General features: G+C 64.8%; 26 protein-coding genes. 10 read left to right on the top strand and 16 right to left on the bottom strand.

Annotated elements, in window-relative coordinates; all coding sequences use genetic code 11:
- Nucleotides 1-35: 35 nt before the first annotated feature.
- Nucleotides 36-608 carry a molybdenum cofactor biosynthesis protein MoaE gene (locus ACN22W_RS38160; RefSeq protein WP_419690226.1) on the top strand — a complete coding sequence of 191 codons (573 nt, stop codon included), beginning with the start codon at nt 36-38 and terminating at the stop codon, nt 606-608.
- Between the two features lie 58 nt (nt 609-666).
- Complete coding sequence (moaD, locus tag ACN22W_RS38155) at nt 667-924, top strand: molybdopterin converting factor subunit 1 (protein ID WP_193102899.1); 258 nt, start codon at nt 667-669, stop codon at nt 922-924.
- 23 nt (nt 925-947) lie between these two features.
- On the opposite strand, the gene ACN22W_RS38150 is transcribed toward moaD, so the two are convergent.
- The 3 genes from ACN22W_RS38150 to leuC form a co-directional block, all read right to left on the bottom strand.
- Nucleotides 948-2,270, bottom strand: a complete 1,323-nt coding sequence (locus tag ACN22W_RS38150; protein WP_419690225.1) for a 2-hydroxycarboxylate transporter family protein — start codon at nt 2,268-2,270, stop codon at nt 948-950.
- 103 nt (nt 2,271-2,373) lie between these two features.
- On the bottom strand, nt 2,374-3,012 hold the full coding sequence (gene leuD / locus ACN22W_RS38145; protein WP_419690224.1) for a 3-isopropylmalate dehydratase small subunit: 639 nt from the start codon (nt 3,010-3,012) through the stop codon (nt 2,374-2,376).
- A complete protein-coding gene (gene leuC / locus ACN22W_RS38140) occupies nt 3,005-4,417 on the bottom strand; it encodes a 3-isopropylmalate dehydratase large subunit (RefSeq protein ID WP_419690223.1) in 1,413 nt (470 codons plus the stop codon). The genes leuD and leuC overlap by 8 nt, the downstream gene beginning before the upstream one ends.
- A gap of 117 nt (nt 4,418-4,534) precedes the next feature.
- On the opposite strand from leuC, the gene ACN22W_RS38135 reads away from it, so the two are divergent.
- Complete coding sequence (locus tag ACN22W_RS38135; RefSeq protein ID WP_048249999.1) at nt 4,535-5,428, top strand: LysR family transcriptional regulator; 894 nt, start codon at nt 4,535-4,537, stop codon at nt 5,426-5,428.
- Between the two features lie 121 nt (nt 5,429-5,549).
- Here the strand turns inward: ACN22W_RS38135 and ACN22W_RS38130 are convergent, their stop codons facing one another.
- From ACN22W_RS38130 to ACN22W_RS38120, 3 genes are all read right to left on the bottom strand, one after another.
- A complete protein-coding gene (locus ACN22W_RS38130) occupies nt 5,550-5,933 on the bottom strand; it encodes an ATP-dependent protease (RefSeq protein ID WP_129517930.1) in 384 nt (127 codons plus the stop codon).
- Between the two features lie 379 nt (nt 5,934-6,312).
- Nucleotides 6,313-6,738, bottom strand: coding sequence for a lipocalin-like domain-containing protein (locus ACN22W_RS38125; protein ID WP_419690222.1), 426 nt, complete (start codon nt 6,736-6,738; stop codon nt 6,313-6,315).
- A gap of 30 nt (nt 6,739-6,768) precedes the next feature.
- Entirely contained in the window at nt 6,769-7,278 is a 510-nt protein-coding gene (locus ACN22W_RS38120) for a DUF2867 domain-containing protein (RefSeq protein ID WP_129517928.1), read from the bottom strand.
- A gap of 194 nt (nt 7,279-7,472) precedes the next feature.
- On the opposite strand from ACN22W_RS38120, the gene ACN22W_RS38115 reads away from it, so the two are divergent.
- Nucleotides 7,473-7,760: a helix-turn-helix domain-containing protein gene (locus ACN22W_RS38115; protein WP_343494327.1), complete on the top strand. Its 288-nt coding sequence runs from the start codon at nt 7,473-7,475 to the stop codon at nt 7,758-7,760.
- 151 nt (nt 7,761-7,911) lie between these two features.
- Here the strand turns inward: ACN22W_RS38115 and ACN22W_RS38110 are convergent, their stop codons facing one another.
- Both ACN22W_RS38110 and ACN22W_RS38105 read right to left on the bottom strand, forming a co-directional pair.
- Nucleotides 7,912-8,757, bottom strand: a complete 846-nt coding sequence (locus tag ACN22W_RS38110; RefSeq protein ID WP_419690221.1) for a hypothetical protein — start codon at nt 8,755-8,757, stop codon at nt 7,912-7,914.
- The gene (locus ACN22W_RS38105) at nt 8,754-9,005 is read right to left on the bottom strand and encodes a YkvA family protein (RefSeq protein WP_419690220.1); all 252 of its coding nucleotides are present in this window, start codon (nt 9,003-9,005) and stop codon (nt 8,754-8,756) included. Before ACN22W_RS38105 ends, ACN22W_RS38110 begins: the two co-directional genes overlap by 4 nt.
- A gap of 454 nt (nt 9,006-9,459) precedes the next feature.
- Between ACN22W_RS38105 and ACN22W_RS38100 the strand changes: the two genes are divergently transcribed.
- Nucleotides 9,460-10,383 (top strand): recombination-associated protein RdgC, encoded by a 924-nt coding sequence (locus tag ACN22W_RS38100; RefSeq protein WP_419690219.1) that lies wholly within the window; start codon nt 9,460-9,462, stop codon nt 10,381-10,383.
- Between the two features lie 188 nt (nt 10,384-10,571).
- On the opposite strand, the gene ACN22W_RS38095 is transcribed toward ACN22W_RS38100, so the two are convergent.
- The gene (locus tag ACN22W_RS38095; protein ID WP_419690218.1) at nt 10,572-11,789 is read right to left on the bottom strand and encodes a phospholipase D family protein; all 1,218 of its coding nucleotides are present in this window, start codon (nt 11,787-11,789) and stop codon (nt 10,572-10,574) included.
- A 433-nt stretch (nt 11,790-12,222) separates the two neighbouring features.
- Complete coding sequence (locus ACN22W_RS38090; RefSeq protein WP_048249993.1) at nt 12,223-13,647, bottom strand: PLP-dependent aminotransferase family protein; 1,425 nt, start codon at nt 13,645-13,647, stop codon at nt 12,223-12,225.
- 401 nt (nt 13,648-14,048) lie between these two features.
- Here ACN22W_RS38090 and ACN22W_RS38085 point away from each other — a divergent pair, with 401 nt between their 5' ends.
- Both ACN22W_RS38085 and ACN22W_RS38080 read left to right on the top strand, forming a co-directional pair.
- On the top strand, nt 14,049-14,174 hold the full coding sequence (locus ACN22W_RS38085; protein ID WP_419690217.1) for a hypothetical protein: 126 nt from the start codon (nt 14,049-14,051) through the stop codon (nt 14,172-14,174).
- Nucleotides 14,167-16,341 carry a DUF4132 domain-containing protein gene (locus ACN22W_RS38080; protein ID WP_419690216.1) on the top strand — a complete coding sequence of 725 codons (2,175 nt, stop codon included), beginning with the start codon at nt 14,167-14,169 and terminating at the stop codon, nt 16,339-16,341. The genes ACN22W_RS38085 and ACN22W_RS38080 overlap by 8 nt, the downstream gene beginning before the upstream one ends.
- Before the next feature lie 9 nt (nt 16,342-16,350).
- On the opposite strand, the gene ACN22W_RS38075 is transcribed toward ACN22W_RS38080, so the two are convergent.
- Nucleotides 16,351-17,763, bottom strand: coding sequence for a PLP-dependent aminotransferase family protein (locus ACN22W_RS38075; RefSeq protein WP_419690215.1), 1,413 nt, complete (start codon nt 17,761-17,763; stop codon nt 16,351-16,353).
- Nucleotides 17,764-17,994: 231 nt separating this feature from the next.
- On the opposite strand from ACN22W_RS38075, the gene ACN22W_RS38070 reads away from it, so the two are divergent.
- Entirely contained in the window at nt 17,995-19,224 is a 1,230-nt protein-coding gene (locus tag ACN22W_RS38070) for an NAD(P)/FAD-dependent oxidoreductase (protein WP_419690214.1), read from the top strand.
- Nucleotides 19,225-19,262: 38 nt separating this feature from the next.
- Complete coding sequence (locus ACN22W_RS38065; RefSeq protein ID WP_419690213.1) at nt 19,263-20,414, top strand: branched-chain amino acid ABC transporter substrate-binding protein; 1,152 nt, start codon at nt 19,263-19,265, stop codon at nt 20,412-20,414.
- A gap of 25 nt (nt 20,415-20,439) precedes the next feature.
- Here ACN22W_RS38065 and ACN22W_RS38060 read toward each other — a convergent pair whose 3' ends face one another.
- The 3 genes from ACN22W_RS38060 to ACN22W_RS38050 all read right to left on the bottom strand — a co-directional run bounded on the left by ACN22W_RS38060 (nt 20,440) and on the right by ACN22W_RS38050 (nt 23,745).
- The gene (locus ACN22W_RS38060) at nt 20,440-21,360 is read right to left on the bottom strand and encodes a hypothetical protein (protein WP_419690212.1); all 921 of its coding nucleotides are present in this window, start codon (nt 21,358-21,360) and stop codon (nt 20,440-20,442) included.
- 101 nt (nt 21,361-21,461) lie between these two features.
- Nucleotides 21,462-21,785, bottom strand: coding sequence for a TfoX/Sxy family protein (locus tag ACN22W_RS38055; RefSeq protein WP_419690211.1), 324 nt, complete (start codon nt 21,783-21,785; stop codon nt 21,462-21,464).
- 238 nt (nt 21,786-22,023) lie between these two features.
- On the bottom strand, nt 22,024-23,745 hold the full coding sequence (locus tag ACN22W_RS38050) for a phage integrase family protein (RefSeq protein WP_419690210.1): 1,722 nt from the start codon (nt 23,743-23,745) through the stop codon (nt 22,024-22,026).
- A 514-nt stretch (nt 23,746-24,259) separates the two neighbouring features.
- Here ACN22W_RS38050 and ACN22W_RS38045 point away from each other — a divergent pair.
- Nucleotides 24,260-25,444, top strand: coding sequence for a tetratricopeptide repeat protein (locus ACN22W_RS38045; RefSeq protein WP_419690209.1), 1,185 nt, complete (start codon nt 24,260-24,262; stop codon nt 25,442-25,444).
- A gap of 135 nt (nt 25,445-25,579) precedes the next feature.
- Here ACN22W_RS38045 and ACN22W_RS38040 read toward each other — a convergent pair whose 3' ends face one another.
- Entirely contained in the window at nt 25,580-25,771 is a 192-nt protein-coding gene (locus ACN22W_RS38040) for a DUF2964 family protein (protein WP_419690208.1), read from the bottom strand.
- Between the two features lie 11 nt (nt 25,772-25,782).
- On the bottom strand, nt 25,783-26,262 hold the full coding sequence (locus tag ACN22W_RS38035) for a universal stress protein (protein ID WP_419690207.1): 480 nt from the start codon (nt 26,260-26,262) through the stop codon (nt 25,783-25,785).
- Between the last annotated feature and the right edge of the window lie 120 nt (nt 26,263-26,382).

The following is a 26,382-nucleotide window of genomic DNA, read 5'->3' as shown; positions in this document are numbered from 1 at the left end:
CGCCGCACGACGCATCGCCTACAGGAGAACCTGTCATGACGACCTTCACCGAATCCCGCGCCGGGCTGCCGGACGATCCGCTGCGCGCCGGCGGCCACCCGCATCCGGCCGACCCGGCCGCCCCGCACACCGAGCCGCCGCCGGCGATTGCCGCCGGCTTCGAAGTGCGCGTGCAGTACGTGCCGATCGATGCGGGCGCCGAGCTCGCGCCGATCGTTCGCAATCCGAATGTCGGCGCGGTCGTGAATTTCCTCGGCGTCGTGCGCAACGAAGGCGACGTCGACGACGTCGTCGCGCTCGAGATCGAGCACTACCCGACGATGACCGAACAGGCCCTGTGGAGCATCGTCGAGGAAGCCAACGCGCGCTGGCGGCTCGAAGCGGTCAAGATCGTGCACCGTGTCGGGCGCATTCCGCTCGGCCAGGCGGTCGTGCTGGTGGTGGTGGCCGCCGCGCATCGCACGTCCGCGTTCGATGCCTGCGAATTCCTGATGGACTTCCTGAAGACCCACGCGCCGTTCTGGAAGAAGGAGATCCGCCACGACGGCGAATCCGGCTGGGTCGAGGCGAAGACGCACGACGATCAGGCCATGCGGCGCTGGGGCTGACCGCGCCCGTTGCGCGTTTTCCGATTCCGATTCCGTCGATCTTGTTCCAGACACCGCGATGAAACTGACGATCAAATACTTTGCAAGCATTCGCGAACAACTCGATCTCGACGAGGAAGTCGTCGAGATCGACGCGCGGGAACTCACCGTCGACGCGCTGCGCAGCACGTTGGCCGCACGCGACGCGCGCAGCGCCGAAGCGCTGCGGACGGACCGGCCCGTGCGCGCGGCCGTCAATCTCGAGATGGTGACGGGCGGGTTCGTCGTGCGGGAGGACAGCGAGGTGGCGTTTTTCCCGCCGGTGACGGGCGGATAACGCAGATCGCACGGCTGCCGGCTTCAATGCAGCCACTTCATCATGATCGTCGCGAACACAACCATCGCGGCGCCGCCGATGCGCGTCGAGATCTGCGCGAACGGCATCAGCCCCATCCGGTTCGACGACGACAGGATCGCCACGTCGCCGGTGCCACCCAGCCCGCTATGGCACGCGGTGATGATCGCGGATTCCACCGGATACATCTTCAGCGCGGCGCCGACGAAAAAGCCCGACACGACCATCGCGACCACGATCGACGCGCAGATCACGAAGTACCCGGGCGAGAATGCGCCGACGAGCTTGTCCCACGACACGAACAACGTGCCGAGCCCGACGAGGATCGCGAACGTCAGGTTCGTCGACATGAACTTGTACATCTGGTACGCGCCAATTTCCATCGACTCGGGAATCGCGCGGCACACCTTCAGCAATGCCGCCGCGACGATCATCAGCACCGGGCCCGGAATGCCGGTGAGCGGCGCCAGCAGCCCGCCGAGGATGAACAGCGTGCACGCGAGCAGCAGGCCGAACCCCATCAGCCGCAGGTCCAGCTCGGCCTCGGCCTTTTGCGCGGCGAGCAATTCGCGGTCCTCGCCGGTCTTCACCAGCAGGCCGTCGCCGCTGTACGCGCGATGCTTTTCGCCGAAGCGCTTCAGCAGGCCGCTCGCGAGGATCGCGACGACGTTGCCGATCAGCGCGGCCGGCACCATCATCGCGATCAGATGCCCTTGCGCGGCACCGGTGATCTCCGAATAACCGATCGACAGCGGCAGGATGCCTTCGCCGATACCGCCGCCGAGGATCGGCATCACGATATAGAAGAACGTGTGCTGCGGATCGTAGCCGAACGCGAGGCCGACGGCGATCCCCGCCGCGATCGCGGCCACGGTGCCGACGAGCAACGGTACGAACATCTTGAGGAAACCCTGAATCAGGATCTTCCGGTTCATCCCGAGCATGCTCCCGGCGACCAGGCACGCAATGTAGAGGTACTGAAGATTGGCCGTCTTCATCGTCACCGTGATCGCCTTCAGCGTCGCATCGTCCATCAGCCGGTAACCGAGCAGCGCCGACGGCACGAACAGGCACAGAATCGCGGGGCCGCCGATATGGCGGAACACCGGAATCCGGCGGCCGATCTCGCCGAGCAGCAGCCCGGACAGCATCAGCACCGCGCAGCCGCCGATCATGTCGTTCGGCAGCCGTTTGGTGATGGCCGCCAGGATCGTGACGAGCGCGAGCGCGACAAACATCGGCAGCGGCATCCCGCCAATCTTCAGGTTGAACAGCGACGATAGTCGCGTGTGCGGCGGCACGCTCGTCTGCACGGGGGAAGCTTCCATTTCATGTCTCCAGTTTTGTATTCCGATCGCACTTCGGCAGGGCCGGCCGGAACCGCGTGGCACGCGTCCGGCCCCGTGCTGCGGGCGCTCTCAGGCGCCTCTGTCACACTGCGCGCTGCTGCTTCGGCAGATCGATCTTCATCCACCGATGCGCCGCGTAATGGCGCGCCTCGAACGCATCGATCGCGTTGCTGTCGGCGAGCGTCATGCCGATCATGTCCAGCCCCTCGACGAACATGCGCTTCTGCCGCTCGGGCAGATCGAACGGGTATTCGCTTCCGTCCACCGTCGTGACGACCTGGCGCAGCACATCGATCGTCAGCGTGCTCGTCGCCGGGTTGCCGGCCTGTTCGACGAGCGTCGACACGACGGCGGGATCGAGCATCACCAGCAACAGCCGGTTGTTCAGCGCGTTGAAGTAGAAGATCTCGCCGAAGCTCGGCGCGATCACCGCGTCGAAGCCCGCCTGCTGCAAGCCCCATACCGCGTGTTCGCGGCTGGAGCCGCAACCGAAATTGGCGCCCGCAACGAGGATGCGCGCACCTTGATACTCGGGGCGATTCAGCACGAAATCCGGCCGCGGCACACCCGCGCCGTCGTGGCGGAGGTCATACATCACGCCGCGCGCGAGCCCCGACTTGTCGATGCCGAACAGAAACTGCTTCGGCATGATCTGGTCGGTATCGAGATTGTTCAGCGGCAGCGGCGCGGCGATGCCGGTGACGAATGCGTGCTCAGGCATGGTCGAACTCCTTGCGTACGTCGACGATGCGTCCGGCCAGCGCGGCGGCGGCGGCCATCGCCGGACTCATCAGGTGGGTGCGGGCGCCGCGGCCCTGACGCCCTTCGAAATTGCGGTTCGTCGTCGATGCGCAGCGTTGGCCGGGTTGCAGGATGTCGTCGTTCATCGCGAGGCACATCGAGCAGCCGGGCTGGCGCCATTCGAAGCCCGCGTCGATCAGCGTGCCCGCGATGCCTTCGCGTTCGGCCTGCTCGCGCACCGCGATCGACCCCGGCACGACCATCGCGCGCACCGACGGCGCGACCGTGCGGCCACGCACGACGTCCGCGACGACGCGCAAATCCTCGATGCGCGCATTCGTGCACGAGCCGATGAACACGTGATCGACCGCCAGGCCATCGATCGCCTGCCCCGCATCGAGCCCCATGTAGTCGAGCGCCTTGCGTGCGTTGTCGCGTTCGAGCGGCTCGGCCGACAGCGTCGGAATACGCGCGGTAATCGCGATCGCCTGGTCGGGGCTCGTGCCCCAGGTCACGAACGGTGCGACGTCCGCCGCATCGAAGCGATGCGTGATGTCGAACCGAGCATCGGCGTCGGATTTCAGTTGCGTCCACTGCGCGGCAGCCTCCGCAATTTGATCGGCGGGCAGATCGCGGATCCGGTCGCGCACATACGCGACCGTCGTCTCGTCGGGCGCGATGAGCGCACCGCGCGCACCGGCTTCCACCGTCATGTTGCACAGGGTCATGCGCGCTTCGGCGCTCAGCGCGGCGATCGCCGGCCCGTCGTACTCGACGACGAAACCGCGCGCACCCTGCGCGCCGATCTTCGAGATGATGTAGAGAACGAGATCCTTCGACGTGGTGCCGGCGGGCAGCGCGCCGTCGACGCGGATGCGCATGTCGCGTGCGACGCGGTACACCAGCGTCTGCGTGGCGAGCACATGCTCGACTTCCGACGTGCCGATGCCGAAGCCGAGCGCACCCAGCGCACCGTAGGTCGTCGTGTGGCTGTCGCCGCACAGCACGACCATGCCGGGCCGGATCAGGCCGATCTCGGGCGCGACCACATGCTCGATGCCCTGCTCGGTGTCCTGCACGTCGAACAGGTGAATGCCGTGCTTGCGGCAGTTGCGCGTGAAATTGGCCGCCTGGCTGGCCGCCGCGTCGATCACGATCGTGCGCTTGTCGACTGGCACCGGATGCGTCGGGATCACATGATCGACGATGCCCATCTGCTTTTCCGGACAGCGCACCGGCAGGTTCTTTTCCGCGAGCCCCGCGAACGCCTGCGGGCTCGTGTACTCGTTCATGATGTGCAGGTCGGCGTAGAGCACGACATGCTGCTCGTCGACCGGGAACACCGTGTGGCTCGCCACGATCTTCCGGTAAAGCGTCTGTCCCATCGTTCCTCCGGTTTTCTTGCGAAAACGCCCTGGTCCGGACGTTTCGGCAAGTGTAATTTGGAGGGTGACGCCTTAAAATGCGTCGTGGCTTAACCCATTATTAAATGAAACTTTAAGATGGATCCGATCGCAGACCTGGAGTTCTTCGCGCGGCTCGTCACGCACGGCAGCCTGTCGGCGCTGGCGCGCGATCTCGGCGTGACGCCGCCCGCCGTCAGTGCGCGGCTCAACCAGATCGAACGGCGCCTCGGCGTGAAGCTGCTGAACCGCACGACGCGGCGGCTGGCGATGACCAACGAGGGCGAGGTGTATCTCGCGACGGGCTCGAAGCTGCTGGAGCAGGTGCACGAACTCGAGCGCACGGTGTCGAGCAGCCGCAACCAGCCGCAGGGCTTGCTGAAGGTCAACGCAACCTTCGGCTTCGGGCGCCGCCACATCGTGCCCGCGCTGTCCGCGTTTCGCGAACGCCATCCGGAGGTCGAGATCCAGCTGGAGCTCACCGACCGCCCGATGAGCCTCGCCGAACTCGCGTACGACGTGGGCATCCGGTTCGGCGAACTGCCCGACCAGCGCGTGGTGGGACGCAAGCTCGCGGCGAACCGGCGCTTCGTCTGCGCGGCGCCGGGCTACCTGAAGGCGCACGGCGTCCCCAAGGTGCCCGGCGACCTGCGCGGCCACCGCTGCATCGTGCTGCGCGAGAACGACACCGCGTATGGCACGTGGCACTTCACGAAGGGCAAGCGCCACGAACTCGTCAAGGTGCATGGCGTGATGAGCAGCAACGACGGCGAAGCGACGCTGCGCTGGGCGATCGACGGGCACGGCGTGCTGGTGCGGTCCGAGTGGGACGCGCAGCCGTTCATCGATTCGGGCGCGCTGACGAGAGTGCTCGCGGACTGGTCGTTACCGCCGTCGGATATCTATGCGGTCTATCCGGAGCGGCTGAACCTGTCGGCGAAGGTGCGCGTGTTTATTGATTTTCTTTGCGAGTATCTGGAGCGGCGTGGTTGATGCGGGCGGAAAGAATGAGGCTCTTGGGGGATTTTCGAGGGTGTTTGTCGGCTAACGACCCGTTCCTGCCGCTCGAGCCGTTGCATCCAGCACGACTTGAGACCCCAATGGCAAGCAATGGTCAAAGATCTCCGCGCACTTCACCGGTTCCCAGCGCGCTCCGCTGCCGGTTGACTTCCGCCCAAAGCTCATCGCTGTCGTCATTGCGCAGCAGGACCATCCCGTCCAGTTGATCGTCGGTCACGCCGAAGTATTCCAGGATTTCCTGGCGGACCGCATCGATGAACTGCGCGTATTCCGGGGTTGCCTGGGCCTGCGCGTGCAAGGCATCGTATGCTGCATCGTCCGCGCCACCGCCGTGCTCGTCGATATAGCGCGAGATCCATTGGTCTCGTTCGTGGTCGTAATCGGCCTCGGCGCGCATCGCTTGCACGGCCGTGTAGAAATCCAATTGGGCAAACGCGGCGATCGCCGCCGTTGTCGCCTCGTCGAAGGTAGTCGTCATTCCATCTCTCACGTTAGTCAGGGCGCATCATCGCACGGGCCGCACCCGCGCAGGTGCCTCGAATCCGCACGGTGCAACACGCCGCCTGGCGCCGATGTTTGGCCCGTGCAAAGGCACCATGATTGGGAGGTTCACGCCTTCGAGTGCGCCACTCGTCGGGGCCGCACGGGCGACAGGATACTCATTTTTCTGTACTGCAAGCACAGCGATGAAAACAACCGGGCAAGGCAGATCGCAGAACAAGCTCCGAGCGTCACGCTGGCACTTAAGCACCAATACGGGCGCGAGTCATGAATTGCTCATAATGGTCGAACTGCGCCGGATACCTCCCCGGTGGTCCATTACTGGCTCAAAGATTGCGAACTCGGCGCCGCGAAAATTACTCACGCCTAAAGCTGAGAATAGCCCGTCCGATTGGATTTCCGCACACTAACGGATTCGGCATCCAGGCCGTGCCGACCTCAAGCGTTTCTCCATCAAGCTTGTAGAAGCGTTCCTGCTCACTGCCGTTCCAGGCTTCATTCCAGGACGAGTCAATCTTTGTAATGAACCTGTCGTCATCTATCCGATACCGTCCTGTATAGGCCATCACGGTACGGAAGAGTGCCACCATCTTCTCATCCGTGTTTCCTGGCTCCCGCGTCTTTGCGGTAACCAAGACCATCATCCGCCCATCAGTGCTGAAGATAAGGTACCCGTTCGGGTCTGCGCCCCAAGGTTGAGTGCGCTCGTTTGAATCCTGAAGCTCGACATTGAAAGAGATCAGCCGCCAGCAACCGTGGAGTTCTGCATCGTGCTCGGTCATGTTTCCTCCCGCCCTGCCGCCAACGCGTACTCAAGTCGTCATTTCCCTTACTGCTCGCTCCAGATTCGCCCGCACAATAACGCGATGAAACGGCGCAATGCTCGCAAGATAGATACGTCCCAGTCTGTTATGGCAGTGCACCACTGTGCCCGCGAGCAGCTCGCGCCCATTTTCCGCATCGGCGAGCAGTTGGATGGTGACGCGAAAGTCCAGATGCCGGTCATCCGCGCCAACGATCAACTCCGTCGCGCTCCTTGACAGCACCGGCAAGTAGCCGATAACCGGTCCGCGCGCCGCTCCGGCAAGACCAACGGCGCGAGACGATTTGACGCCGACTGTCGCCATCACCACATCGCGGACATACGTGAGCGCACGAATCCATCCCGCTTGGTGCTCGAACGCGGTACGTGCCAGCACCTCGAGATTGTCGCTAGCTTCCGCCGGCAATCGAATTGCAAAAGCATCCAGCAGGTCCGCACCCGCGTAGAGCGGCACAAGCACACTGTCGCTAGGCATGGGCACGGCGCGCGCTTTGGTCATGAGTTCAGGTACCGGATGCTGGGGACGGGAGTAGCAACGACCTCGACATGTGCTACTCTTTTCGTAGCAAAGAGAATGTAGCGAATTTTCCTGACATGCGCTACTGATTTGATAGCATCTTTGGAGCAAAAGACGTGGCCGACACACCTCTCCCGGGCAATCCGGTGCGTGGCTCCCGCACAGGCCAGCCCGTTATGGCGCTGTTCGATCTTCTTGGGCGCAACTGGACCATGAGAATATTGTGGGAGTTGTGCCATCACGGACCATGCACGTTTCGAGAATTGCAAGGTCAGTGTGAGTCCGTTTCTCCTGGCGTCCTCAACTCGCGTCTCAAGGAGCTCCGCGAGTCGCAACTCGTCGAGCTTGGTGCCGAGGGCTACCAGCCGACGTCCATGGGAAGGAGCTTGTTTGAATTACTCCTTCCGTTGGATCGGTGGTCGAAACGCTGGGCGACTTCATTGGCGCGCGATCAGTTGCCATGAACCTGGAAACTGCAGCTGGACGCGTCCGAGCGGGCTGCCATGCGGTGCGTGGTTAAGGAGGCGCACGCCACCCGCGTGCCGTACACCGGTAGACTCCCACCGCTTTCCCAAGCGCTCGTCTATCGTGTTTGAATGCCGGACTGCGCTGCCGCTACGGCCGCGATTCGGTACTGCGCCCGTTAAGCCATTCGTTGATGGCGGCTAGCGCCGTCGATTCGATTCCCAGGTACCCGTGCGGAGCCTGCCCACCACATTCGGCGTGCTTGTTACCTCCGCCCATGGTGCTCGATACAGCAACGAAATCAAAATTGTTGTCAGCTGCCATACGCTTGGCTGCCCAGAATGGCGACGCGGCACAAACGTCATGTTCATTCGATAGCACCAATACACGCGCCTTGTTTCGCGGCCAGGCGACATCAGACAATCCCGGCTTGCCGTGAACTGCTACCGACACCGGCGAAGTGAGCACGAAAGCATCCGCGAGGTCGGGATTGCGTAACAGCACGTTACCCACCGTAATCGTTCCACGGCTCGTACCAACCAGTGCAACTTTGGCGGCCGGGTAACGTTTTTTCAGTTCCGTAACGACGGCGACAACGTCCTGACTTGCCGCCCCGCTCAGTCGGAATTCGTCATCCATCCCTTTCGCCTGGTCCGATGGCGCGTCGAAAACAACCGCGGCATCACCTACGGTCGCCCAGTAAGGTGCGGTTCGCACCAGGAAATTTCCCCGTTCGTTGGTCGGTCCATTTTCTGAAAGAGCAACGACGCCATCGCTTCCCGCGAAGAGCACGATGACCCATGCTGGTGGGGTCGATGGGGAATTGATGTAGATGTTCTGGGTTTCATTCCGGCTCTTCACGGAAACCAGCTCGCCCGCGCATATTGCGTGACTGCCGACTGCGAAGGCGGCCGCAAGCAGCAGCCGACTCCACATCCGTGCTGTGGTGGAACCTTGCAATCGCGCGATGCGATTGACCGACGGACGGGAGCTCATCTGCGGCGTAGATGTTGCAGCTGGGTCGGGAGACAGCGGATCATCAAATGCAACGCGATCGGAACCAGCACGCCGTCGTCCACAATCCCGACGAATGGGACCGCGAAATTGAAAGGATCGATCGCGTACAACGCGACCAAAGCGACAGCGGGCATCAACCATCCTGGGCGGTCGGGATGACGCAGTGCGTATCCGAGAACACGCAGATCGCCCCTGACAACTTTCCAAAGCAATGCGATTCTTCTCATGCCGGTGGTTCCTTCTAACCGATCAAAATGACCTCACGAATTCCATCCGTACAAACGCGCGGCGCGCGTTTCCGCGACTCAAATCCTACTCCCGGATTGAGCAGACCGACGGTCAATAAATGTCAGAAGCCGGCTTACATTCCTTGCTCAGTGATTGTTGGCGATCCAAACGACGATGCCGGACGTCTCCAAGTGGCCGAACCCGCGGCACACGAATCAATCGTCCAACCGTCGCATTCGGCGTCGACTTCTTCAAGCGAAGGTCTACGCGTCGGCTGTTGTATTCCTCCGTACCGGGTCAGGTGCCGGGTTGACGGCAAATAATGCCGATGGAACGGCGTGTCTCGAGTAAGTTGCGGACGTTCAGGTGTCGCTGGCTGCGACGAGCCGAACGGCACTTCATGGCCACGAAGCATCACCGTCATATAGAATGGTGCGCTTTGCCCGTACCCCTATGTGGTTCAAGAATCTTCAGCTTCATCGTCTTCCGGCCCCTTGGGCCGTTACCCCCGATCAGATGGAAAAATGGCTGGCGCCCCACGCGTTTCAGCCGGGCAGCAGCGTCGAGATGCAGCGCCACGGATGGGCGTCGCCGCGTGACGACGGCGCGCTGGTGTATTCGATCAACCGGCAGATGCTGCTGGTGTTTCGTGCCGAAAAGAAGCTGCTCCCGGCGTCGGTCGTCAATCAGGTGACCAAGGCCCGGGCGCTTGAAGTCGAGGAGCAACAGGGCTTCAAGGTCGGGCGAAAACAGCTGCGCGAACTCAAGGAGCAGGTGACCGATGAACTGCTGCCGCGCGCGTTCACCATTCGCCGCGATACCCGCGTGTGGATCGATACGGTGAACGGCTGGCTCGTCATCGATGCGGCTGCACAGGCGCTTGCCGACGACGTTCGCGGCCTGCTCGTCAAATCGATCGATCAGTTGCCGCTCGCCGGCGTTCATGTGGCGCTTTCGCCGGTCGCCGCGATGACGGACTGGCTGCTGTCCGGCGAGGCGCCGGGCGGATTCACCGTGGACCAGGACGCCGAGTTGCGCTCGACCGGCGAAGGCGGCGCCACGGTGCGATACGTCGGCCACGCGCTGGAAGCGAACGACATGCGCCGGCACATCGAGGCCGGCAAACAATGCATGCGCCTCGCGATGACCTGGGATGACCGAATCTCCTTCGTGCTGACACCGTCGCTGACGATCAAGCGTGTCACGCCGCTCGACGTGATCAAGGAGGCGGCGGATCCCACCGCGCAGAACGACGATGAACGCTTCGATTCGGATGTCACGCTGATGACGGGTGAACTGGCGCGGATGTTGACCAGTCTTGTCGATATCCTGGGTGGCGATCAGCACGACTCGATTCAGAAGGCGGCAGCAGCCTGAACGCCGTCGGCTGTCGAGGATCGTTGCCCCGCGACGGCGGGGCTTCGCGCTGACGCGACGTTTCGGGGAGGACCGCCGCCGCGCCGGCGGCGGGTCGCGGCTGGGTGGTCGCGATCCGTTTGGGTCATTGGGCCAGAGTCGTTCACCGTCCGCTGTCCCACTTACTTCAAACGATCGAAATTTGACCTTCACAGTTGAGCGACTTCCGAGCCCAAAAATCGAAGAACCTTGGTTGTTCTCCCGTTGATGACCGGAAGTTGCTCCCGGTTACACCAACCGATTAGCTCTTGGACATTTGCTCGGCCGAACTCGGAGAGTTTGTATTGTGGATTGAAAATCAAATTGGCCATCCGTTGCTCGACCCTATCGGAACCAAATACAAGATAGGAAAGAGAGTCATAAACCTTTTTAGCGTCATTGACCGTGACGAATGTCGACTTCCAGGTTGACATTCCGCCTTCAAAGAATCTGAATCTGTCGTGAAACGAATGTAAGGTACAGAGCGCGTCGAACAGTTTTTCCGGTGGCGTATTCTTGAGCGAATCAGGCGATTCGAACACCTTCATAAGTCGCGGATAAGTCTCATGTACTACGGTACGCTCAAAATACTCCCACGGCGTCTCTCGCCACTCTCGGACTAGATCACCGATCATTTTGGCTTGCTCAGATACTGAACGAAGCGGAGCCTGCCGCCAAGCGTCACCTTGCGCTTTGCGTTCACGGACGAAACTGATGAAGGAATCTATTTCAAGGCGCAAGGGGATGAGACTATCGTCGGCTTTCCTATAACCTGTAGCCTCGTACGCATCGCGGACAACATTGAATGCAGATAGACTCTCCTGGTATGTCTTGCGAAAATCCTCAAGATACATCCCTTGGCTCGTTAATTTTGGGGTCTCGCGAGTGATGTTCGTCGGCGAGAAATCGCCGAGTTGATTAAGGATTTTCTGCCCTAGCTGCTCCGCTGCCGCCTGATGTTGTTGGAATTTGTTGAAAAGCTGTTTGTAGCTCTTCAAATCATCGTCATGCAACACCCTCGATTCTTGCCAGTACTCGGAGAAGATGTAGACGAGCTCTGTGAATCTGTCGTCGTCTCGGCCAATACCCACTACGATTTCTTGATTAGTCAGAATAGCCGATCCGGTGAGGTTCGCTGAGCCAACGAACGCAATCTCGTCTCCAAAAATATATAGCTTCGGATGAAAACTATGACCGGTGAAGTATCGCATCTGCACGCGAGGGTTAGCCATCAATCGTTCAAGCGCGTATGGGTTGGTCGGAAAACCCAACCTAACGATCAGTCGAACGTTACAACCTGATGCGACCAATTCTTCAACGACGGAGACTTCTGTAAAGAAGGCTACAGCAATGTAGACGTTGCTCGCCGAACGTGCCGAATCGAGCAATGCATTTCGGAAAAAGTCTCTATGGTGATTGCGATTTGCGTATAGTCCAGGCATTTTTATCTAGTAATTCGAACGTCGTTGGTCGCGGAAATTGGCAACGAGCAAGCCCCCAGTAGCACTCGTGACTTATCAAACATTCTGTAGCGGTAAATTTTAGCCTAAGCGTGCGCTGTATGCGGGCGGTGGTGTGATGGTGATAGCTCTCCGTAATGCTTGTTGGCATGTCGCGATTGGCCAACATACAAACGATGCGCTACCGTCCGGACCGGCCTCTTCCGAACAGCGAGCGGACGGATGCGCGGTTGCATCGAATGTCCCAAACTGGCCGAACGCGAACAATTCGCATCCCGCTCCCCGAACCCCGCAACAACCCAAAAACAAAGCCGGCCCAAAGCCGGCTTCGTCATTACCCCACAAGCGACAACACCCCCCGTCACTTCATGCACGCCGCAGCCAGCTTCCCGACCGCGATCACCGCCTGCTCGATCTCCGGCGACCACGGGCTGCTGTAGTTCAACCGGATGAAGTTCCGGTAGCTGTCCGTGATCGAGAACATGTAGCCGGGGCCGATCGTGATTCCCTGCTCCAGCGCAAGCTGGTACAACCGCATCGCATCGACCTGCGCGGGCAGTTCGACCCACAGCACGTACCCGCCCGCGGGGCTCGAAATACGCGTGCCCTCCGGAAAGAACCGCGACACCATCGCACGCATCAGGTTCGCCTGCTGTGCATACGCCTTGCGCAAGCGCCGCAGGTGATGCTCGTAACCGTCCCGTTCGAGAAACTCCGCGATCGCGAGCTGCGGTAGCGATGGCGTCGCGAGCGTGTTCAGGAATTTCAGCTTCTCGACCTGATCGCGATAACGGCCCGGCAACGCCCAGCCAATCCGGTACGCGGCCGTCAGGCTCTTCGAGAACGACGCGCAATGCAGCACGATCCCGCTGCGGTCGTACGACTTCAGCGAACTCGGATGCGTATCGCCGAAATACAGTTCGTTATACACACCATTCTCGATCAGCGGCATGCCGGCCTTCGTTGCGAACTCCACCAGTTCGCGCTTGCGCTCGTCGGGCATCTGAAAGCCGAGCGGGTTCTGGAAGTTCGGCATCACCATGCACGCGGCGATCGGCTGCGACTTCGCGATCGCGGCCAGCGCGGCAATGTCGATTCCGTATTCCGGATGCGTCGCGACCTCGATCGCCTTCATTCCCATCCGCTCGATCGCGTGCAGCATCGCGTAGAACGTCGGCGACTCCACCGCGATCGTATCGCCCGGTTTCGCGACCGCCTGCAAACACAGGTTGATCGCCTCCGTCGCGCCGACCGTCACGATGATCTCGTTCGGGTCCACCGACATCCCGTTTTCCAGGTAGCGGCGCGCGATCTGCCGGATCAGTCGCGGATGGCCGGGCGGCAGCCCGTCCGTCACGCCCCACAGCGCCTTGTCGCGGCCGGCCGCGTACGCGTAGCGGTTCAGCTTCTCGAACGGGAACAGGCTCGGGTCCGGATACGGCGAGCCGAGCGGCACCGCGTCGTCCGTGCCGATCGAGCGCAGCGTCGACAGCACGAGCCGGCTCACGTCCACGGACGACGAGATCGCGATCGGCTTCGACGGCCGCAACTCGCGCACCGGCGCATGACTGTCGTCGCGGCGCAGGTTCACGAAATAGCCCGACTGCGGCCGGCTTTCCAGCAGCCCGCGGCTTTCGAGCAGCAGATACGCGTGCAGCACGGTCGTGATGCTGATCCGGTGTTGCTGGCTCGCCTGCCGCACCGACGGAATCCGGTCGCCGTGGCGGTACACGCCCTGGCGGATCAGGCGCTCGATGTCGTCCGCGAGTTTTTCATAGAGTTTCATCGTGCGCCTCCCGCCGGCATGCGCAGCCGCGCCGCCATGCCATGTGCGTCCGGGTCGCACGTGTTCCGCCCGCCGACCGGGCCATCGTGATTCCTGATCTTTCCCTCCGGTTTTGCCTTTTCCATCGCACTGGCTCTCTCTTGAAGATGCGCCGCCAGGGGTCCGGAACAACAGGATCTGCGGCACTGTGCACTTGATGGATGAATCTTAAAAGCAGAACAGTTGGCGAGGAGTATACACATCGATCATGCGAACAAGAGTACAGTTTGGCGCGGATCGCGGATGGCGGGAGAACTGTACGTCTTATGAAATGGCCGGGCGGCCGACAGCCTTTCTCCAGACTGTTCTGATCGGGATGCAATACTGTGCGATCGCACGGTTTTCATTGCCGGAGTCAGACCATGCAGCACACGATCGAACAGGCATTCGCCCGCGGCGGCGCAATCCACGCCGCCCGAAAAGTACAGAAATGGAGCCCGAACGAAGCGGCCGGACGCGGCGCGAATCGGGAGACCCCGCATGACTGACCGCGCGCTCGTCGCCCTGCTCGTCGCGCGGCTGACCGGCACTGCCGACCATCCGCGCTTCACCGGCGCGCCGATCGACCTGTCGGCGCTCGACGCGCACACGCTCGGCGCGGTCTGGCCGGCGCTGCGCCGTACCGAGCGCGAAATCGTGCCGCCTGATTGCGCATACAACGATCCGCGCGCCGAATTCGCGCGCTGGCTGCGTGGGCAGATCGATGCGCTCGGTCTCGTGCCACTCGTCGACGCCGATGCCGCGCTCGAGCTGTTCCGCGACATCCCGCCCGGCGCGTGGCAACGTGCGCTGGAGGAGCTGCCCTGTCTCGACGCGCCGCCGTCGCCCGCGCTGCAGGCCGAACTCGTCCGCATCGCGGGTGAACCGGAGGAAGGCGGCCTGCGCGCCGCATCCGCATACGGCGCCTATGCGCTCGACTGGTTCGCCGGCCGCCGCGACTTCTCGGCACGACGCGACACGTATGCACAAGCGCTGGCCGATTCGCCGTTTCGCGTGCGCGAACTCGACGTGCTGCCCGAGCTCGGGCCGGCCGCGCTGCTCGCGCTGGCCGCGACGCACGACGGTTATTTCGCGCCGAAGCGGCTGTGGATCGACTTCAGCGATCCGGCCGTCACGCTCGCGGAAGATGCCGCTTACGTCGAATTCGCGCGCGACGCGCTGACCGAGGCCGCGCGGCAGGTCGCGGCGCTGCATGCGGGCACCGTGCCGTATCAGGCCGATCGCGCATTCACGACCGACGACGCGCAGGTCGTCGCACGCGCCGCGCGCGTGGCCGCGTACCGCGACGAAGCGTGGTTGCGCCCGCTGATCGGGCCGCTGCTGACGGGCGTATGCGTCGCGCCGACGGCCGCGAAGACGGCGCCGTCGCAGTCGCTCGCGATCGCGCTCGGCCACGCGGTCGAAACGATTCCCACCCCCGAGAGCGTGCGCGCGCTGCGCGATGCGCTGGCCGTCGTGCGTCATGCCGGCGTGCAGAAGAAGCTCGCGCGCAACCTGAAACCAGCCGAACGCGCGCTTGGCGAGCGACCGCACACCGCGCTGCGCATGACGCTCGACGCGAAACCCGACAAGAAGCAGCTCGCGATGCTCGCCGCGTGCATGGAAGCGGGCTTCTGGCAGCCGATGACACTCGGTCATGCCGAATGGCGCGAGCGGCTCGTCGATGCGCCGGCCGGCGCCGCGTTCTCCGCGCGCATGATCTGGCACGCACGCGCCGGCGATGGATCGACGCAGTCGTTCATGCCGGACATCGTGAAAGGCAAGGTCGTGCTGCGCGACGCGGCCGGGCACGCGTGCGACATCGCCGACGACAGCGACATCCGCCTGTGGCACCCGTTGCTGGCCGACGCGGACGAGCGGCTCGCGTGGCAGCGCGCGATCGTCGGCCGCGCACTTCGGCAGCCGGTCAGGCAGGCATTCCGCGAGTACTACGTGCCGGCGGAAAACGACGCCTCGTCCAGCGATTCCGCGATGTTCGAAGGTCATGTGCTGTCGAGCCGGCCGCTGCTCGGCGTCGCGCGCCGCGAAGGCTGGTCGATCCGCGCGTACGACGACGGGCTCGTGCGCGAGTTCGGCGACGTGCGCGCGACCTTCCTCGTCGATGCGCGGCTCTATCCCGGCTCCGAAAGCCACGGCACGTCGCGCCGGCTGCATGTCGAACGCCGGCAAGGACGGCGCTGGGTGCCGCTGCCGATCGGCGAGATCGATCGTGTCGTGTTCTCGGAAGTGGCGCGCGCGGTCGACCTGCTCGTCAGCGTGGCCGCGTTCGCACTCGACGACGACGCGACGCGCGCGGCAGCCTCCGCGCAAGCGGTCGACCCGGTTCGCCAACGCGACATCGAAGCGGAACGCTGGCAGCGGCTGAACCGGCTGTCCGATCTGCCGCTGGGCGTGATGGCGCGGCATCGCAAGCACGTGCTGTCGCTCGTGTTCGCCGAGCCGATTGCGCAAGGCAGGATGACGATCGACGAACGTCATGTGCGCGTCGGCGCGTGGTCGGTGCATTGCGCGACCGGCCGCGTGACGCGTGACGGCGAGCCTGTCGATGCCGCGATCGAGCCGCCGCCGTCGCCGCTGCGCGCGGTGCCGTGGCTGTCTTACGACGAAGCGCTGCTGCAGCGGATCGTCGACGTCGTCGCGGGTTTGCTCGACTGAGCGACGGCGTCAGATCGAACCGAACAGCGCGCGCGGCCGGTCCTTCAGCGTGCCGGACAGAATCCGCAGCCCGTTGACGAGTTCGTCGCGCGTGGCCGGGCACGCGAGGTTGATGCGTACGCCGTGCTCGATTTCCGCACGATCGACCGCGAACGTCGACGACGGCATCACGATCACGCCGCGCGCCTTCGCGTTCGCCGCGAAGTCGTCGGCCCGCCACGGCGGCGGCAGCCGCAACCATACGAACATGCATGCAGGGTCGGACTTCAGTTGCCCGGCCGGCAGCAGTTCCCGAGCGAGATCGACGCGTGCGCGGATCTCCGCGAGTTGCGCGGCCATGATCCGCTCGGCGGTGCCGTCCTCGATCCAGACCGTCGCGATCAGCATCGACGTGGGCGCCGGCATCCATGCGGTCGTGCGCACCGCTTCCGCGCACAGCGCAACGCTGTCGCGCGGGCAGCTCAGGTAGCCGAGGCGCAGCCCGGGCGCCAGAATCTTCGACGTCGCGCCGATATGGAACGTCAGCTCGGGGCACAGCCCCGCGATCGCCGGCAACCGGTCGCGCACGAGCGGCCCGTACACATCGTCCTCGATGATCGTCACGTGATGGCGCCGCGCGACGTCGACGAGCGCCATCCGGCGCGCGAGGCTCATCGTCGTCACGGTCGGGTTCTGCAGGTTCGGCACGACGAAGATCGCCTTGACCGGCATGCGCTGGCAGATCCGCTCGATCTCGTCGGGCAGCAGGCCATCGTCGTCGGCCGGCGCGCTGACGATCTCGAACTGGAATACCGGCGCGAGCGCCTTGAGCCCGTAGTACGTGAGGCGATCGGCAACGATCACGCCGTCGGTGCCGATCAGGCTGTTCAGCACCGCGTACAGCCCGTGCTGCGCGCCGCTCGTGACGACCACCTGGTCGCGCGACGGCGCGAAGCCGGGGGCGGCCAGCCACTGCGCGCCGGCCGCGCGTGCCCACTCGGGCCCCTGCGGCGGCTGGTATTCCTGCAAGGCGGCGAAACGCGGGTCGTTCGGCAGCGTGCCGAAGGTCTGCGCGAGGCTCGCGAGAAACTCGCCGGTCGCCGGGCGGTTCACGGTCAGGTCGATCACGCCGTTGCCCGCCGCGAGCGACGCACGGGCCGGCTCGATGCTCGGCATCGCGCCGCCGGTGACGAGCGAGCCGCGGCGCTTGCTGCCGATCACGAGGCCGCGCAGCTGCAGTTCCTTGTACGCGCGGGACACGGTCGACACGTTGATGCCGAGCTCGGTCGCGAGCTGGCGCTGCGGCGGCAGGCGGCTGCCCGGCGGATACATGCCGTTGCGGATTTCCGCCTCGATCGAGCTCGATACCTCGACATAAGTCGGCCGCTTCGCCGGTGCCGGCGCACCGCCATCGCGCTCGCCGGAAAGTTTGTCTGATGCCATTTGTCGCCTGTGACCACACAAAAAGCGTTTGTCTGCCATTTTGACCTGCCCAGCGATTGTATATGACATCCCCTCCCCGTCAAACGCCAGCAGAAAAGTCTGCTGAATCAGCCGGTTGGAATCGGGTAAACACTAGCGCCACACAATCTCATTTTGATTGCACACAAAAAATTACTGTGTGATTCTTAATCTCAACTTTGTGTGAATCATGTGTGCCGGAGGGGATGCGTCATGGCGAACGTCGCCATCGTGGGTGCAGGCTTCATCGGGCTCGGCGCGGCGGCATGGCTGCAGCGCGACGGGCATCGCGTGACGCTGTTCGATCCGGACGGCGTCGGCCACGGCGCGTCGTTCGGCAACGCCGCGACGTTCGCGCCGTACGGCTGTGTGCCCGTGAACGGCCCGTCCGTGTTCCGCGACCTCCCGCACTTCCTGTTCGCCGCCGACAGCCCGCTGCGCATCCGCTGGCCATACCTGTTGCGTGGTGCACCGTGGCTCGCGCGCTTCCTGCTCGCATCGACACCCGAGCGCCACCAGCGCAGCGCAAGCGCGCTGGCCGCGCTGCTGTCGCGCGCCGCCGACGGTTATGCGCCGCTGCTCTCGACCACGCGGCTCGCGGCGTTCGTGCGGCCACGCGAGTGCCTGTACCTGTATGCGCGGCAGGCGTCGTTCGATGCCGCACAGCCGTCGCTCGCGCTTCGGCGCCGGCTCGGCGTGCCGTTCGAGCTGCTCGACGCGAACGCGATCCGCCGGCTCGAGCCCGCGCTCGCGCCGATCTTCGCGCGCGGCGTGCTGTTCGTCGGCAGCTGGCATTTCTCCGACCCGCACGGTTTTCTCGGCGAACTGTTCACGCATCTGGCTACCGGCGGTGCGACGCTCGAACGCGCGTGCGTCGAACGAATCGAGCCCGCCGGTGACGGCGTGAACGTCCATGCGGACGGTGTGGTGCGTGCCTTCGATCAGGTCGTGATTGCCGCGGGCGCGCGCTCGCGCGCATTCGCGGCCGCCTGCGGCGATGCGGTGCCGCTCGATACCGAACGCGGTTATCACGTGCAGTTCGCCGCGCACGAACAAATCGTCACGCGGCCGGTCGGTTGGGCCGAGCGCGGCTTCTACATGACGCCGCTCGACGAAGGGCTGCGCGCGGCCGGCACCGTGGAACTCGGCGGCTTCGACGCGCCGATGAACCCGTCGCTCGTCGCACTGCTCACGCGTTCGGCGCGCGAGGCACTGCCATCGCTCGGCGCGCCGACGCGCAGCTGGCTCGGCTTCCGGCCGACGCTGCCGGACGGCGTGCCCGTCATCGGCCGCGCCCGCAACAGCGCACGCGTGATCCACGCGTTCGGGCATCAGCACCTCGGCGTGACGCTCGCCGGCATCACCGGGCGGATCGTCGCCGACCTCGTCGCCCAGCGCGCACCGCCGCTGGACCTCACGCCTTACCGGGCCGCGCGATTCTGACGCGCGCCGCGATTTCAACCACTGCAAGGAGAGGCAACATGAATCGTCGTAACTGGCTGGTATGGCTGGCCGTCTGCTCGATCGGCACGGTCGCCGCATCCGCGCAGGCCGCGGACCCGGAAACCATCAAGATCGGCTTTGCCGGTCCGCTGACGGGGCCCGTCGCGCGTGTCGGCAAGGATCTGCAATACGGTGCACAGCTCGCGCTCGACGAGGAGAACGCGAAGCATCCGACCGTCGGCGGCAAGCCCGTGCGCTTCGTGCTCGACGTGCAGGACGACCAGGCCGATCCGCGCATCGCGATCCAGGTCGCGCAGAAACTCGTCGACGACGGCGTGGTCGGCGTGATCGGCCACTACAACTCGGGCTGCAGCATCCCCGCGTCGGCCGTCTACCGGCAGGCGAACGTCGCGATGATCACGCCCGGCTCGACCAATCCGCAACTGACGATGCAGGGCTTCAAGAACGTGTTCCGCACGATGGGACACGACGGCGTCGGCGGCGTGGTGGCCGGCCGCTTCGCGGTCGAGCAGCTGAAGGCGAAGCGGATCGGCATCATCGACGATCGCACCGCGTTCGGCCAGGGCCTTGCCGACGCGTTCGAGAAAGGCGTGAAGGACGCGCACGGCAGCGTCGTCGACCGCGAATACACGAACGACAAGGCCGTCGATTTCCGCGCCATTCTGACGACGATGAAGAGCAGCAACGTCGACCTGCTGTTCTTCGGCGGGCTCGACGAACAGGGTGCGATGCTCGTCAAGCAGATGCGCTCGCTCGGCATCCGCGCGCAGCTGTTCGGCGCCGGCGCGCTGAAAAGCAACGCATTCCTGAAGATTGCCGGCAACTCGGGCGAAGGCACGCAGGATCTCGAACCGGGCCCGGCGCTCGACAAGCTGCCGTCGGCCATCGCGTTCGCGCAGCGCTACAAGGCACGCTTCAACCAGGACGTCGAGCTGTATGCGCCGTTCGCGTACGACGCGGCACTCGCGATGATCGCGGCGGTCCGCAAGGCCGATTCGGTCGATCGCGGCAAGATCGTCGCGAGCCTGCCCGGCGTGTCGGTCACGGGCGTGACCGGGAAGATCTCGTTCGACGAGCGCGGCGACCTGATCAAGCCGCCCTACACGCTGTTCCGCGTCGAACAGGGGCAATGGCACAGCATCCGCACGGTCGGCGGCGCGTCGAACTGAGCGGCAACCCGGCAGCAGGCGCCGCCTACCGCGCCGCCTGCTGCCGCTGAACCTCCTGCGCTTTCATCTGCAGATACGCGCTGCGCTCCACTTCGTGCAGTTGCAGCGGATACTGCTCCGTTGCGTCGAACCAGCGCGCGAGGCGCTGGTCGAGCGGCTTGTCGAGCGTCGCGAGATACGTGTCGATCGCGAGGTAGTAGCGCATCGTGTTGCGCTCCAGCAGCCCGCGCACGCCGCCGATGTATTGCGGCTTCGCGACCGATGCATCGCTGGCGGGCGTGAAGCCGACCTTCTCGCTGCCGACCGTCGCGAGGTAGGTCTTCATCGCCATCCGGCCGACCGTGCCGAAGCCGTACGAATACGTGAGATGCAGGAACGTGCGCGATGCGCCGACCGGCACGGCCTCCAGCGCGATCCGGTAATCCTTCGTGCCCATCGGGCCGCTGTCGGCGGTCAGGTCGACCTGGAAGTAGTCGGCCGTTGCGGCCGCCACGCGATAGCGGAACTGCAGGCGATAGGTATCCGACAGCTTCTGCTGGATCTTGCGACCGACGTTCACGTCAAGCACGGGGCCATTGCCGCCGCTCGATGCATGACAGTACTTCGTGTTCAGGTGCAGGATCAGCACCGCGCACCAGTTCGCGGGGCCTTGCGCGGGATCGTTGAGCTGGCTGTTCACGACCGCGAACGGATAGTCGACCACCGCGTAGATGTCGCCCTTCAGCGACGACGACGACTCCGACGATTCGAGGTAGAGCGGCCGGCGAAACGCGTTGTCCTTCAGTTGCGCGCCGAGGCTGTGGTAACGGTCGAGCAGCGCCGCCGCGCCGTTGCCGCCCTCCGCGCCGAACGACAGCACGCTCCAGCCGACACACACGGCCGCGACGAGCGCGTGCCAGACGCGACGGGCACGCCACGTGCCGCGCGGATGTCCGGATGTCTTCATTCTTGTGCTCCCGCCGGGGGCGCGATGGTCGCGCGCACGATTCACAGAATACGCCTGCGCCCGGCACGACGTTACGCGTGGTTACGCGGGGTTCATGGCCGCTAACGGCTCCGCTTCACCGGCACCGGCAACTGCGCGGCCGTGATCCGGATCAGCGCCGACAGCCATTCGCGGTCGTCCCAGCGATCGCCGGCGATCACGAGGTGCGGCTTCGCGCTCGGATACGGCGGGCCTTCGTCGCAGGTGCCGAGAAACGCGCGGCCTTCGGGCGTCGGCTTGACGAACAGCCGGTCGTCGCAGACGAGCGCGACCATCTTGCCGTCGCAATAGATGCCGTATTCGCCGAACATCTTGCGGGCCGATACCGTACCGGCCGCCGTCATCTGCTCGACGATGAAATCGACCGTACCCCGGCTCGATGCCATCCGTTGCTCCTGGTGAAAAAAAGTATGACCGCCGTGTGTGCCGGACCGTTCCGTTGTATCGGCGGGTACGTTGCCGCACGTCGTCGATGCGTCGACCGAAAACGCATTCAGGTACGGGCGTCCTTTCCGGCCAACAATCTCCTGACACACCTGACAGTTACATCGCGGCCCGATGAATCGCCCGACGGCGCTTCACAAAATATGACGCGGACGTGACGCGTCCGCGCCGTCCGCTTACTTACTTGTCCGCCGCAAACGCGCTCGACATCTGCCGCGCGCGCTTCACATCGTCGCCATGCAGATAAATCGATGTCGTCGAGATCGACGCATGCCGCAGGTTGTCGCGCACCGTCGTCAACTCGGCCCCACGCGCGAGCGCGTGCGTCGCATGCGTATGACGCATCCAGTGCGGGCTCGCCTGCCGCAACTTCTGTGCGAGTGCCGGGTTGTCGGCATCGACGGCGTCGGCCGTCTGCGCGAAGAAGCGCTGCATCACCTTCCACAGCCGCACGCTCGTGATCGCGGCCGCGCCGTCTTCCGCGAGACTCGGAATCAGCGGCGTATCGGGCCGCCAGCGCGCCGGCGTGACCGGCAACCGGCGCGCGACCAGGTGACGATCGAGGGCTGTACGCGCCAGCGGCGGCAGCGCGACGCGCGCGGCCTTGCGTCCCTTGCCGATCACCTTCAGCCACGCATCGCCGTGCGCGTCCGTCTCGATGTCGCCGAGCGTCGCGCCGACCAGTTCGCTCGCGCGCAGCCCGGTCGCATAACCGAGATCGAGGATGAAGCGCAGCCGCTGCGCGGCGGCCGGCGTCCAGCCGGACGACGCCTCCTTGCGGAACTCGAGCCCGTCGGCGATCGTGCGGACGAGCAGCCACTCGCCTTCGGTGAACGCATGCGACGTGTCGAGTGCGTTCGCGCTGCGCGTGTCGCGCACCTTGACGCCCGCGAACGGATTCGCGAGCAGGTAGCGCTGCTCGATCAGCCAGCGGAACAGCGCGCCGAGCACCGACAGCGTGTACGCCGCCGAACGCGCGGACAGCGCGCCCGAGAACGGCCGCCAGTCGGGCGCACTGCGCGGCCGCACGGGCCCGACCCAGCGCTCGTGCGGCGTCGGGCGCCGCAGGAACCCGCGATACGCGACCGCATCCTCGGTCGTCAGCGACGACAGCGCGCGGCCGCGCTCGACGATCGCCCACAGGATCAGCCGCTCGGCTTCCTTGCGGTAAGCACGCCGCGTCGCGGCCGATTCGTGCAGCGACAGCCATGCGTGCACGGCCGCGTAATCGTTGTCCGCGTCGAGCGTGCTGGTCGCGCGCGGCGCGCGGAACGTGCCGGCCGAGCCGTCGACCTCGTGCGGCAGCTTCAACTGCTCCCACGGCACGATGCTGCTGCGCGGCGTCGCGGCGATCAGCGCGCGCGCTCGTTCAGTCAGGTCCGGATGCGCGGCGAAAAACGCCTCGATGTGGCGCGCGCTGGCCACGCCGAGACCCGCGATCGCGCTCCACCACTGGCGTCGGCGCGGAATCCGCACCGTGAGATCGGCCAGCGTCGCGATCCCGTGCGCACGCAGCGCGGCGACCGCGCGCGCGGGCAGCCACAGGCCGACGTCGTCACTGATCTGCGGCGCCGGCGCGCGCGCATGGCGCAGCAGGCCGATCGCTTCGTTAGCCGCTTTCGCCTCCCGTAAACGCTCACCGTCGGGATGTCCGAGCTGCTCCGCAAGATCCGGCCGACCGGCCTGCCGCGCGACGCGCACGAGGCGGCGGCGGATGCCGCCGATCACGCCGCGCGCCGACCGCCCTTCGCCGAGACGATCGGGCAGGTAGCGCTCGACGGCCTGGCGCACGGTCATGCCCGCGTACCACGCGCGCAGCGCGGCCAGTTCGTCGGCGTCGGGAAAGCCTGCGGGCGCAGGCGCGGAATCGGGAGAAGGCGGTGAAGCGAGGCGCGGTTTCATGGGCGCCAGTTTGACAGAAGCGCGTGCGGCCGGATACGTCGTGGGAGGGCTGCCGGGCACCGCAACGCCGCTGCACAACGGCGGCTTCGTCGAACCGACATTCGCGCCACTGCTTCACGAGCGCGCTGCATACCCGCGGATGCCCGAGGCGGTCGGCGCCATAAAGAACGATCGAGTTTCAATCGTTCCACCCTTCTCCCCACGGTCGAACAGATCGCCGAGCGGATCGACAGATCACGATATCGTTCTCTCGTCCGCAACGACGAAACCCAATGGGACGGGACTTCATCGCACGGCCTGTTATGCTGCTCGCTGCATTCCCGCATCATCCGTCTATCTGCCTCGTCCCACGCGCGGTGGTGAACGGAATCCGCATTGAACTGCATTGGACGACCCGGCGATCCGCAGCAGGATTCGCTGGCCGCAGCCGCCGTGTGCCGACGGCGGCGCCTGTCGTTCGACGCATTTCCGGCCGTCGGTCAATAACACCTTCACTTATAAGAACCGAAAATCCATGACATCACGTCTTCTCGCCACGCTCGTTGCCGCCGCGCTTGGCTGCGCCGCGCTGCCCGCTGCCCACGCTCGCACCTACGTCGCGCCGACCGCGTCGTTCGGGAAAGGCGCCTACGTACACCAGTTCGTGCTGCGCGACCCCGTCACGCACCAGCCGCTGCCGAATGCGCGCTACCGGCTGTTCCTGCCCGGACAGGTCATCGCGGGCCTGCCCGTCAAGCCGGACCAGCACGACAGCGTGATCTTCGGCACGACCAACGCCGCCGGGCGCACCGTCAAGATCCGGTTGCCGAAATCGCATCCGGAGAAACAATGGGTGTTCAACCCGATCATCGGCGAAGGCGACATGGGCGAATCGTTCCGGCTGGAAGATTCATCCGGCAAGGCGCCGCTCCGTGGCTTTCCGTATGTGCTGGACGTCGACCGCGAATATCTCGCGTGCGGCTACTCGGATGCCAACGGCTACAGCTACTACGCGCAATCGCGCACGCCGCGGAACATCAATCTCTACACGGGGATACTCGCCGGTTCAGCCGACACCGACTGGTGCGCAGGCCCGGGTGCGGCCATCGCGAACAGCCAGAGCGATCCGGGTGCGCCGGACCTGTACACGCAATACCTCGGCAGCCTGGTCGCCAACGGCGACCGGATCAGCACCGAACTGCGGCAGCAGATCGTCACCAAGCTGCTGGCACTCGCGATCGCCGACCGCGATGCGGGCCGCGTCGCCGCCGTGCTCGACCTCGGCGACATCCCCGACGAGCGCCGGAACGACATCGGTTATCGCCTCGCCGACGCGGGTATCGCCGTCGATCGCGGGCTCGCGATGATCGATGCGCATCTCGCGGAATCCCCGGACGATGCGTATGCGCTGGACAGCAAGGGTTGGGCGCTGTATCGCCTCGGTCGCAACGACGAAGCGCTCACGTGGTTCGACCGCTCGATCGCGATCTTCGCGAAGAACAGCGACGACGACAGCGACGCGCGCGAAGCCTATGCAACCGGCCTGACGCACAAGGGCGAAGTGCTGTGGAAACTGGGCCGCCAGGATGAAGCGCGCAATGCGTTCGCGCAGGCGGCGAAGATTCAGCCGAAGAACGCGGAGCTGGCGGAAGCGCTGAAGCGGCTGGAGATACAGGTCGGGCAGGACGGCGCGAAAGCGCCGGGTACGGCAAGCGAGTAAACGGAACAACCGCGCGGCATGGCTGCGCGAAGCAATGACGCCGGCGTGGCGGCGGCTATCGCCGATCTTTCGCAAAGCGGTTGCCGGCCGCTTCCGGCAACGTCGGCCGAAAGAAACCGGCCGTGCACGCGCGCGTCATTCCTCGCCTTTCGCGCCCGGATTGAGCATCACGACGAAGCCGGCCACGCCGACGACCAACGCGATGGCGCCGCCGCGCAGCGCCATCGTTGCATCGAACAGCAGCCCGGTCACGACGGCCATCATCCCCGCGAGCGACACGAACACGGCAATCGCCGCGACGACGATCCGGTACTGACGGCGTATCATCGCGCGCCGCGTTACGCAGCAGCAGCGGCGGCCGACACGTCGGCGTCATCGCCGCGAATCAGCAACACCGGGCACTTCGAGCCGCGCACGAAGCGCTCGGCGACGCTGCCGAGCAGCACGCGGCGGATGCCGCGCCGCCCGTGTGTGCCGACCACCGCGAGATCGATCCCGCGCTCCTTCACGTAGCGCTGCAGGCGTTCCGCGATGTCCTCGCCGATGCTCTCGGTCTCGACGAGTTCGGCTTCGCCCTTCGCACCGGCCAGCGCGATGATCTGCTCGGCCTCGCGCAAAACCTTGAACCCGTCGCCGCGGATTTCCTCGACGAGCGCATGCGGGTCGATGCGACCCGCGTAAGTGAACAGCACCGACTTGTCGACCACATACACGACGCTGACGTGCGCGTCGCCCGCCAGTGCCACCTTCAATGCCTCGGCAAGCGCTTGTCTCGACGAAGCGCTGCCGTCGACGGCTACCATGATCTTCTCGTACATGCGAACCTCGCTGGGGTGAACTGCCGCGCGCCCTGTCGCGCGCGGCCATGTCACCATCATCGGCGGATGGCGGGTTCGAATGTTGACGGCGGTCAAGCCGTGCGGGGCCCGGCCATGTGG

Source organism: Burkholderia theae (assembly GCF_048565265.1).
GTDB lineage: Bacteria > Pseudomonadota > Gammaproteobacteria > Burkholderiales > Burkholderiaceae > Burkholderia > Burkholderia theae.
This window is presented reverse-complemented; position numbering and strand designations above follow the sequence as displayed.

Excerpts from the sequence above, each read along its gene's own strand:
- leuC (WP_419690223.1), bottom strand. The coding sequence starts at position 4,417 with ATGGGACAGACGCTTTACCGGAAGATCGTGGCGAGCCACACGGTGTTC.
- ACN22W_RS38150 (WP_419690225.1), bottom strand. The coding sequence starts at position 2,270 with ATGGAAGCTTCCCCCGTGCAGACGAGCGTGCCGCCGCACACGCGACTA.
- ACN22W_RS38135 (WP_048249999.1), top strand. The coding sequence starts at position 4,535 with ATGGATCCGATCGCAGACCTGGAGTTCTTCGCGCGGCTCGTCACGCAC.
- ACN22W_RS38115 (WP_343494327.1), top strand. The coding sequence starts at position 7,473 with ATGGCGCTGTTCGATCTTCTTGGGCGCAACTGGACCATGAGAATATTG.
- ACN22W_RS38070 (WP_419690214.1), top strand. The coding sequence starts at position 17,995 with ATGGCGAACGTCGCCATCGTGGGTGCAGGCTTCATCGGGCTCGGCGCG.
- ACN22W_RS38110 (WP_419690221.1), bottom strand. The coding sequence starts at position 8,757 with ATGAGCTCCCGTCCGTCGGTCAATCGCATCGCGCGATTGCAAGGTTCC.
- ACN22W_RS38105 (WP_419690220.1), bottom strand. The coding sequence starts at position 9,005 with ATGAGAAGAATCGCATTGCTTTGGAAAGTTGTCAGGGGCGATCTGCGT.
- ACN22W_RS38100 (WP_419690219.1), top strand. The coding sequence starts at position 9,460 with ATGTGGTTCAAGAATCTTCAGCTTCATCGTCTTCCGGCCCCTTGGGCC.
- ACN22W_RS38085 (WP_419690217.1), top strand. The coding sequence starts at position 14,049 with ATGCAGCACACGATCGAACAGGCATTCGCCCGCGGCGGCGCAATCCAC.
- ACN22W_RS38065 (WP_419690213.1), top strand. The coding sequence starts at position 19,263 with ATGAATCGTCGTAACTGGCTGGTATGGCTGGCCGTCTGCTCGATCGGC.
- ACN22W_RS38040 (WP_419690208.1), bottom strand. The coding sequence starts at position 25,771 with ATGATACGCCGTCAGTACCGGATCGTCGTCGCGGCGATTGCCGTGTTC.
- ACN22W_RS38090 (WP_048249993.1), bottom strand. The coding sequence starts at position 13,647 with ATGAAACTCTATGAAAAACTCGCGGACGACATCGAGCGCCTGATCCGC.
- ACN22W_RS38075 (WP_419690215.1), bottom strand. The coding sequence starts at position 17,763 with ATGGCATCAGACAAACTTTCCGGCGAGCGCGATGGCGGTGCGCCGGCA.
- ACN22W_RS38120 (WP_129517928.1), bottom strand. The coding sequence starts at position 7,278 with ATGACCAAAGCGCGCGCCGTGCCCATGCCTAGCGACAGTGTGCTTGTG.
- ACN22W_RS38160 (WP_419690226.1), top strand. The coding sequence starts at position 36 with ATGACGACCTTCACCGAATCCCGCGCCGGGCTGCCGGACGATCCGCTG.
- ACN22W_RS38050 (WP_419690210.1), bottom strand. The coding sequence starts at position 23,745 with ATGAAACCGCGCCTCGCTTCACCGCCTTCTCCCGATTCCGCGCCTGCG.
- ACN22W_RS38055 (WP_419690211.1), bottom strand. The coding sequence starts at position 21,785 with ATGGCATCGAGCCGGGGTACGGTCGATTTCATCGTCGAGCAGATGACG.
- ACN22W_RS38130 (WP_129517930.1), bottom strand. The coding sequence starts at position 5,933 with ATGACGACTACCTTCGACGAGGCGACAACGGCGGCGATCGCCGCGTTT.
- ACN22W_RS38125 (WP_419690222.1), bottom strand. The coding sequence starts at position 6,738 with ATGACCGAGCACGATGCAGAACTCCACGGTTGCTGGCGGCTGATCTCT.
- ACN22W_RS38060 (WP_419690212.1), bottom strand. The coding sequence starts at position 21,360 with ATGAAGACATCCGGACATCCGCGCGGCACGTGGCGTGCCCGTCGCGTC.
- ACN22W_RS38045 (WP_419690209.1), top strand. The coding sequence starts at position 24,260 with ATGACATCACGTCTTCTCGCCACGCTCGTTGCCGCCGCGCTTGGCTGC.
- leuD (WP_419690224.1), bottom strand. The coding sequence starts at position 3,012 with ATGCCTGAGCACGCATTCGTCACCGGCATCGCCGCGCCGCTGCCGCTG.
- moaD (WP_193102899.1), top strand. The coding sequence starts at position 667 with ATGAAACTGACGATCAAATACTTTGCAAGCATTCGCGAACAACTCGAT.
- ACN22W_RS38035 (WP_419690207.1), bottom strand. The coding sequence starts at position 26,262 with ATGTACGAGAAGATCATGGTAGCCGTCGACGGCAGCGCTTCGTCGAGA.
- ACN22W_RS38080 (WP_419690216.1), top strand. The coding sequence starts at position 14,167 with ATGACTGACCGCGCGCTCGTCGCCCTGCTCGTCGCGCGGCTGACCGGC.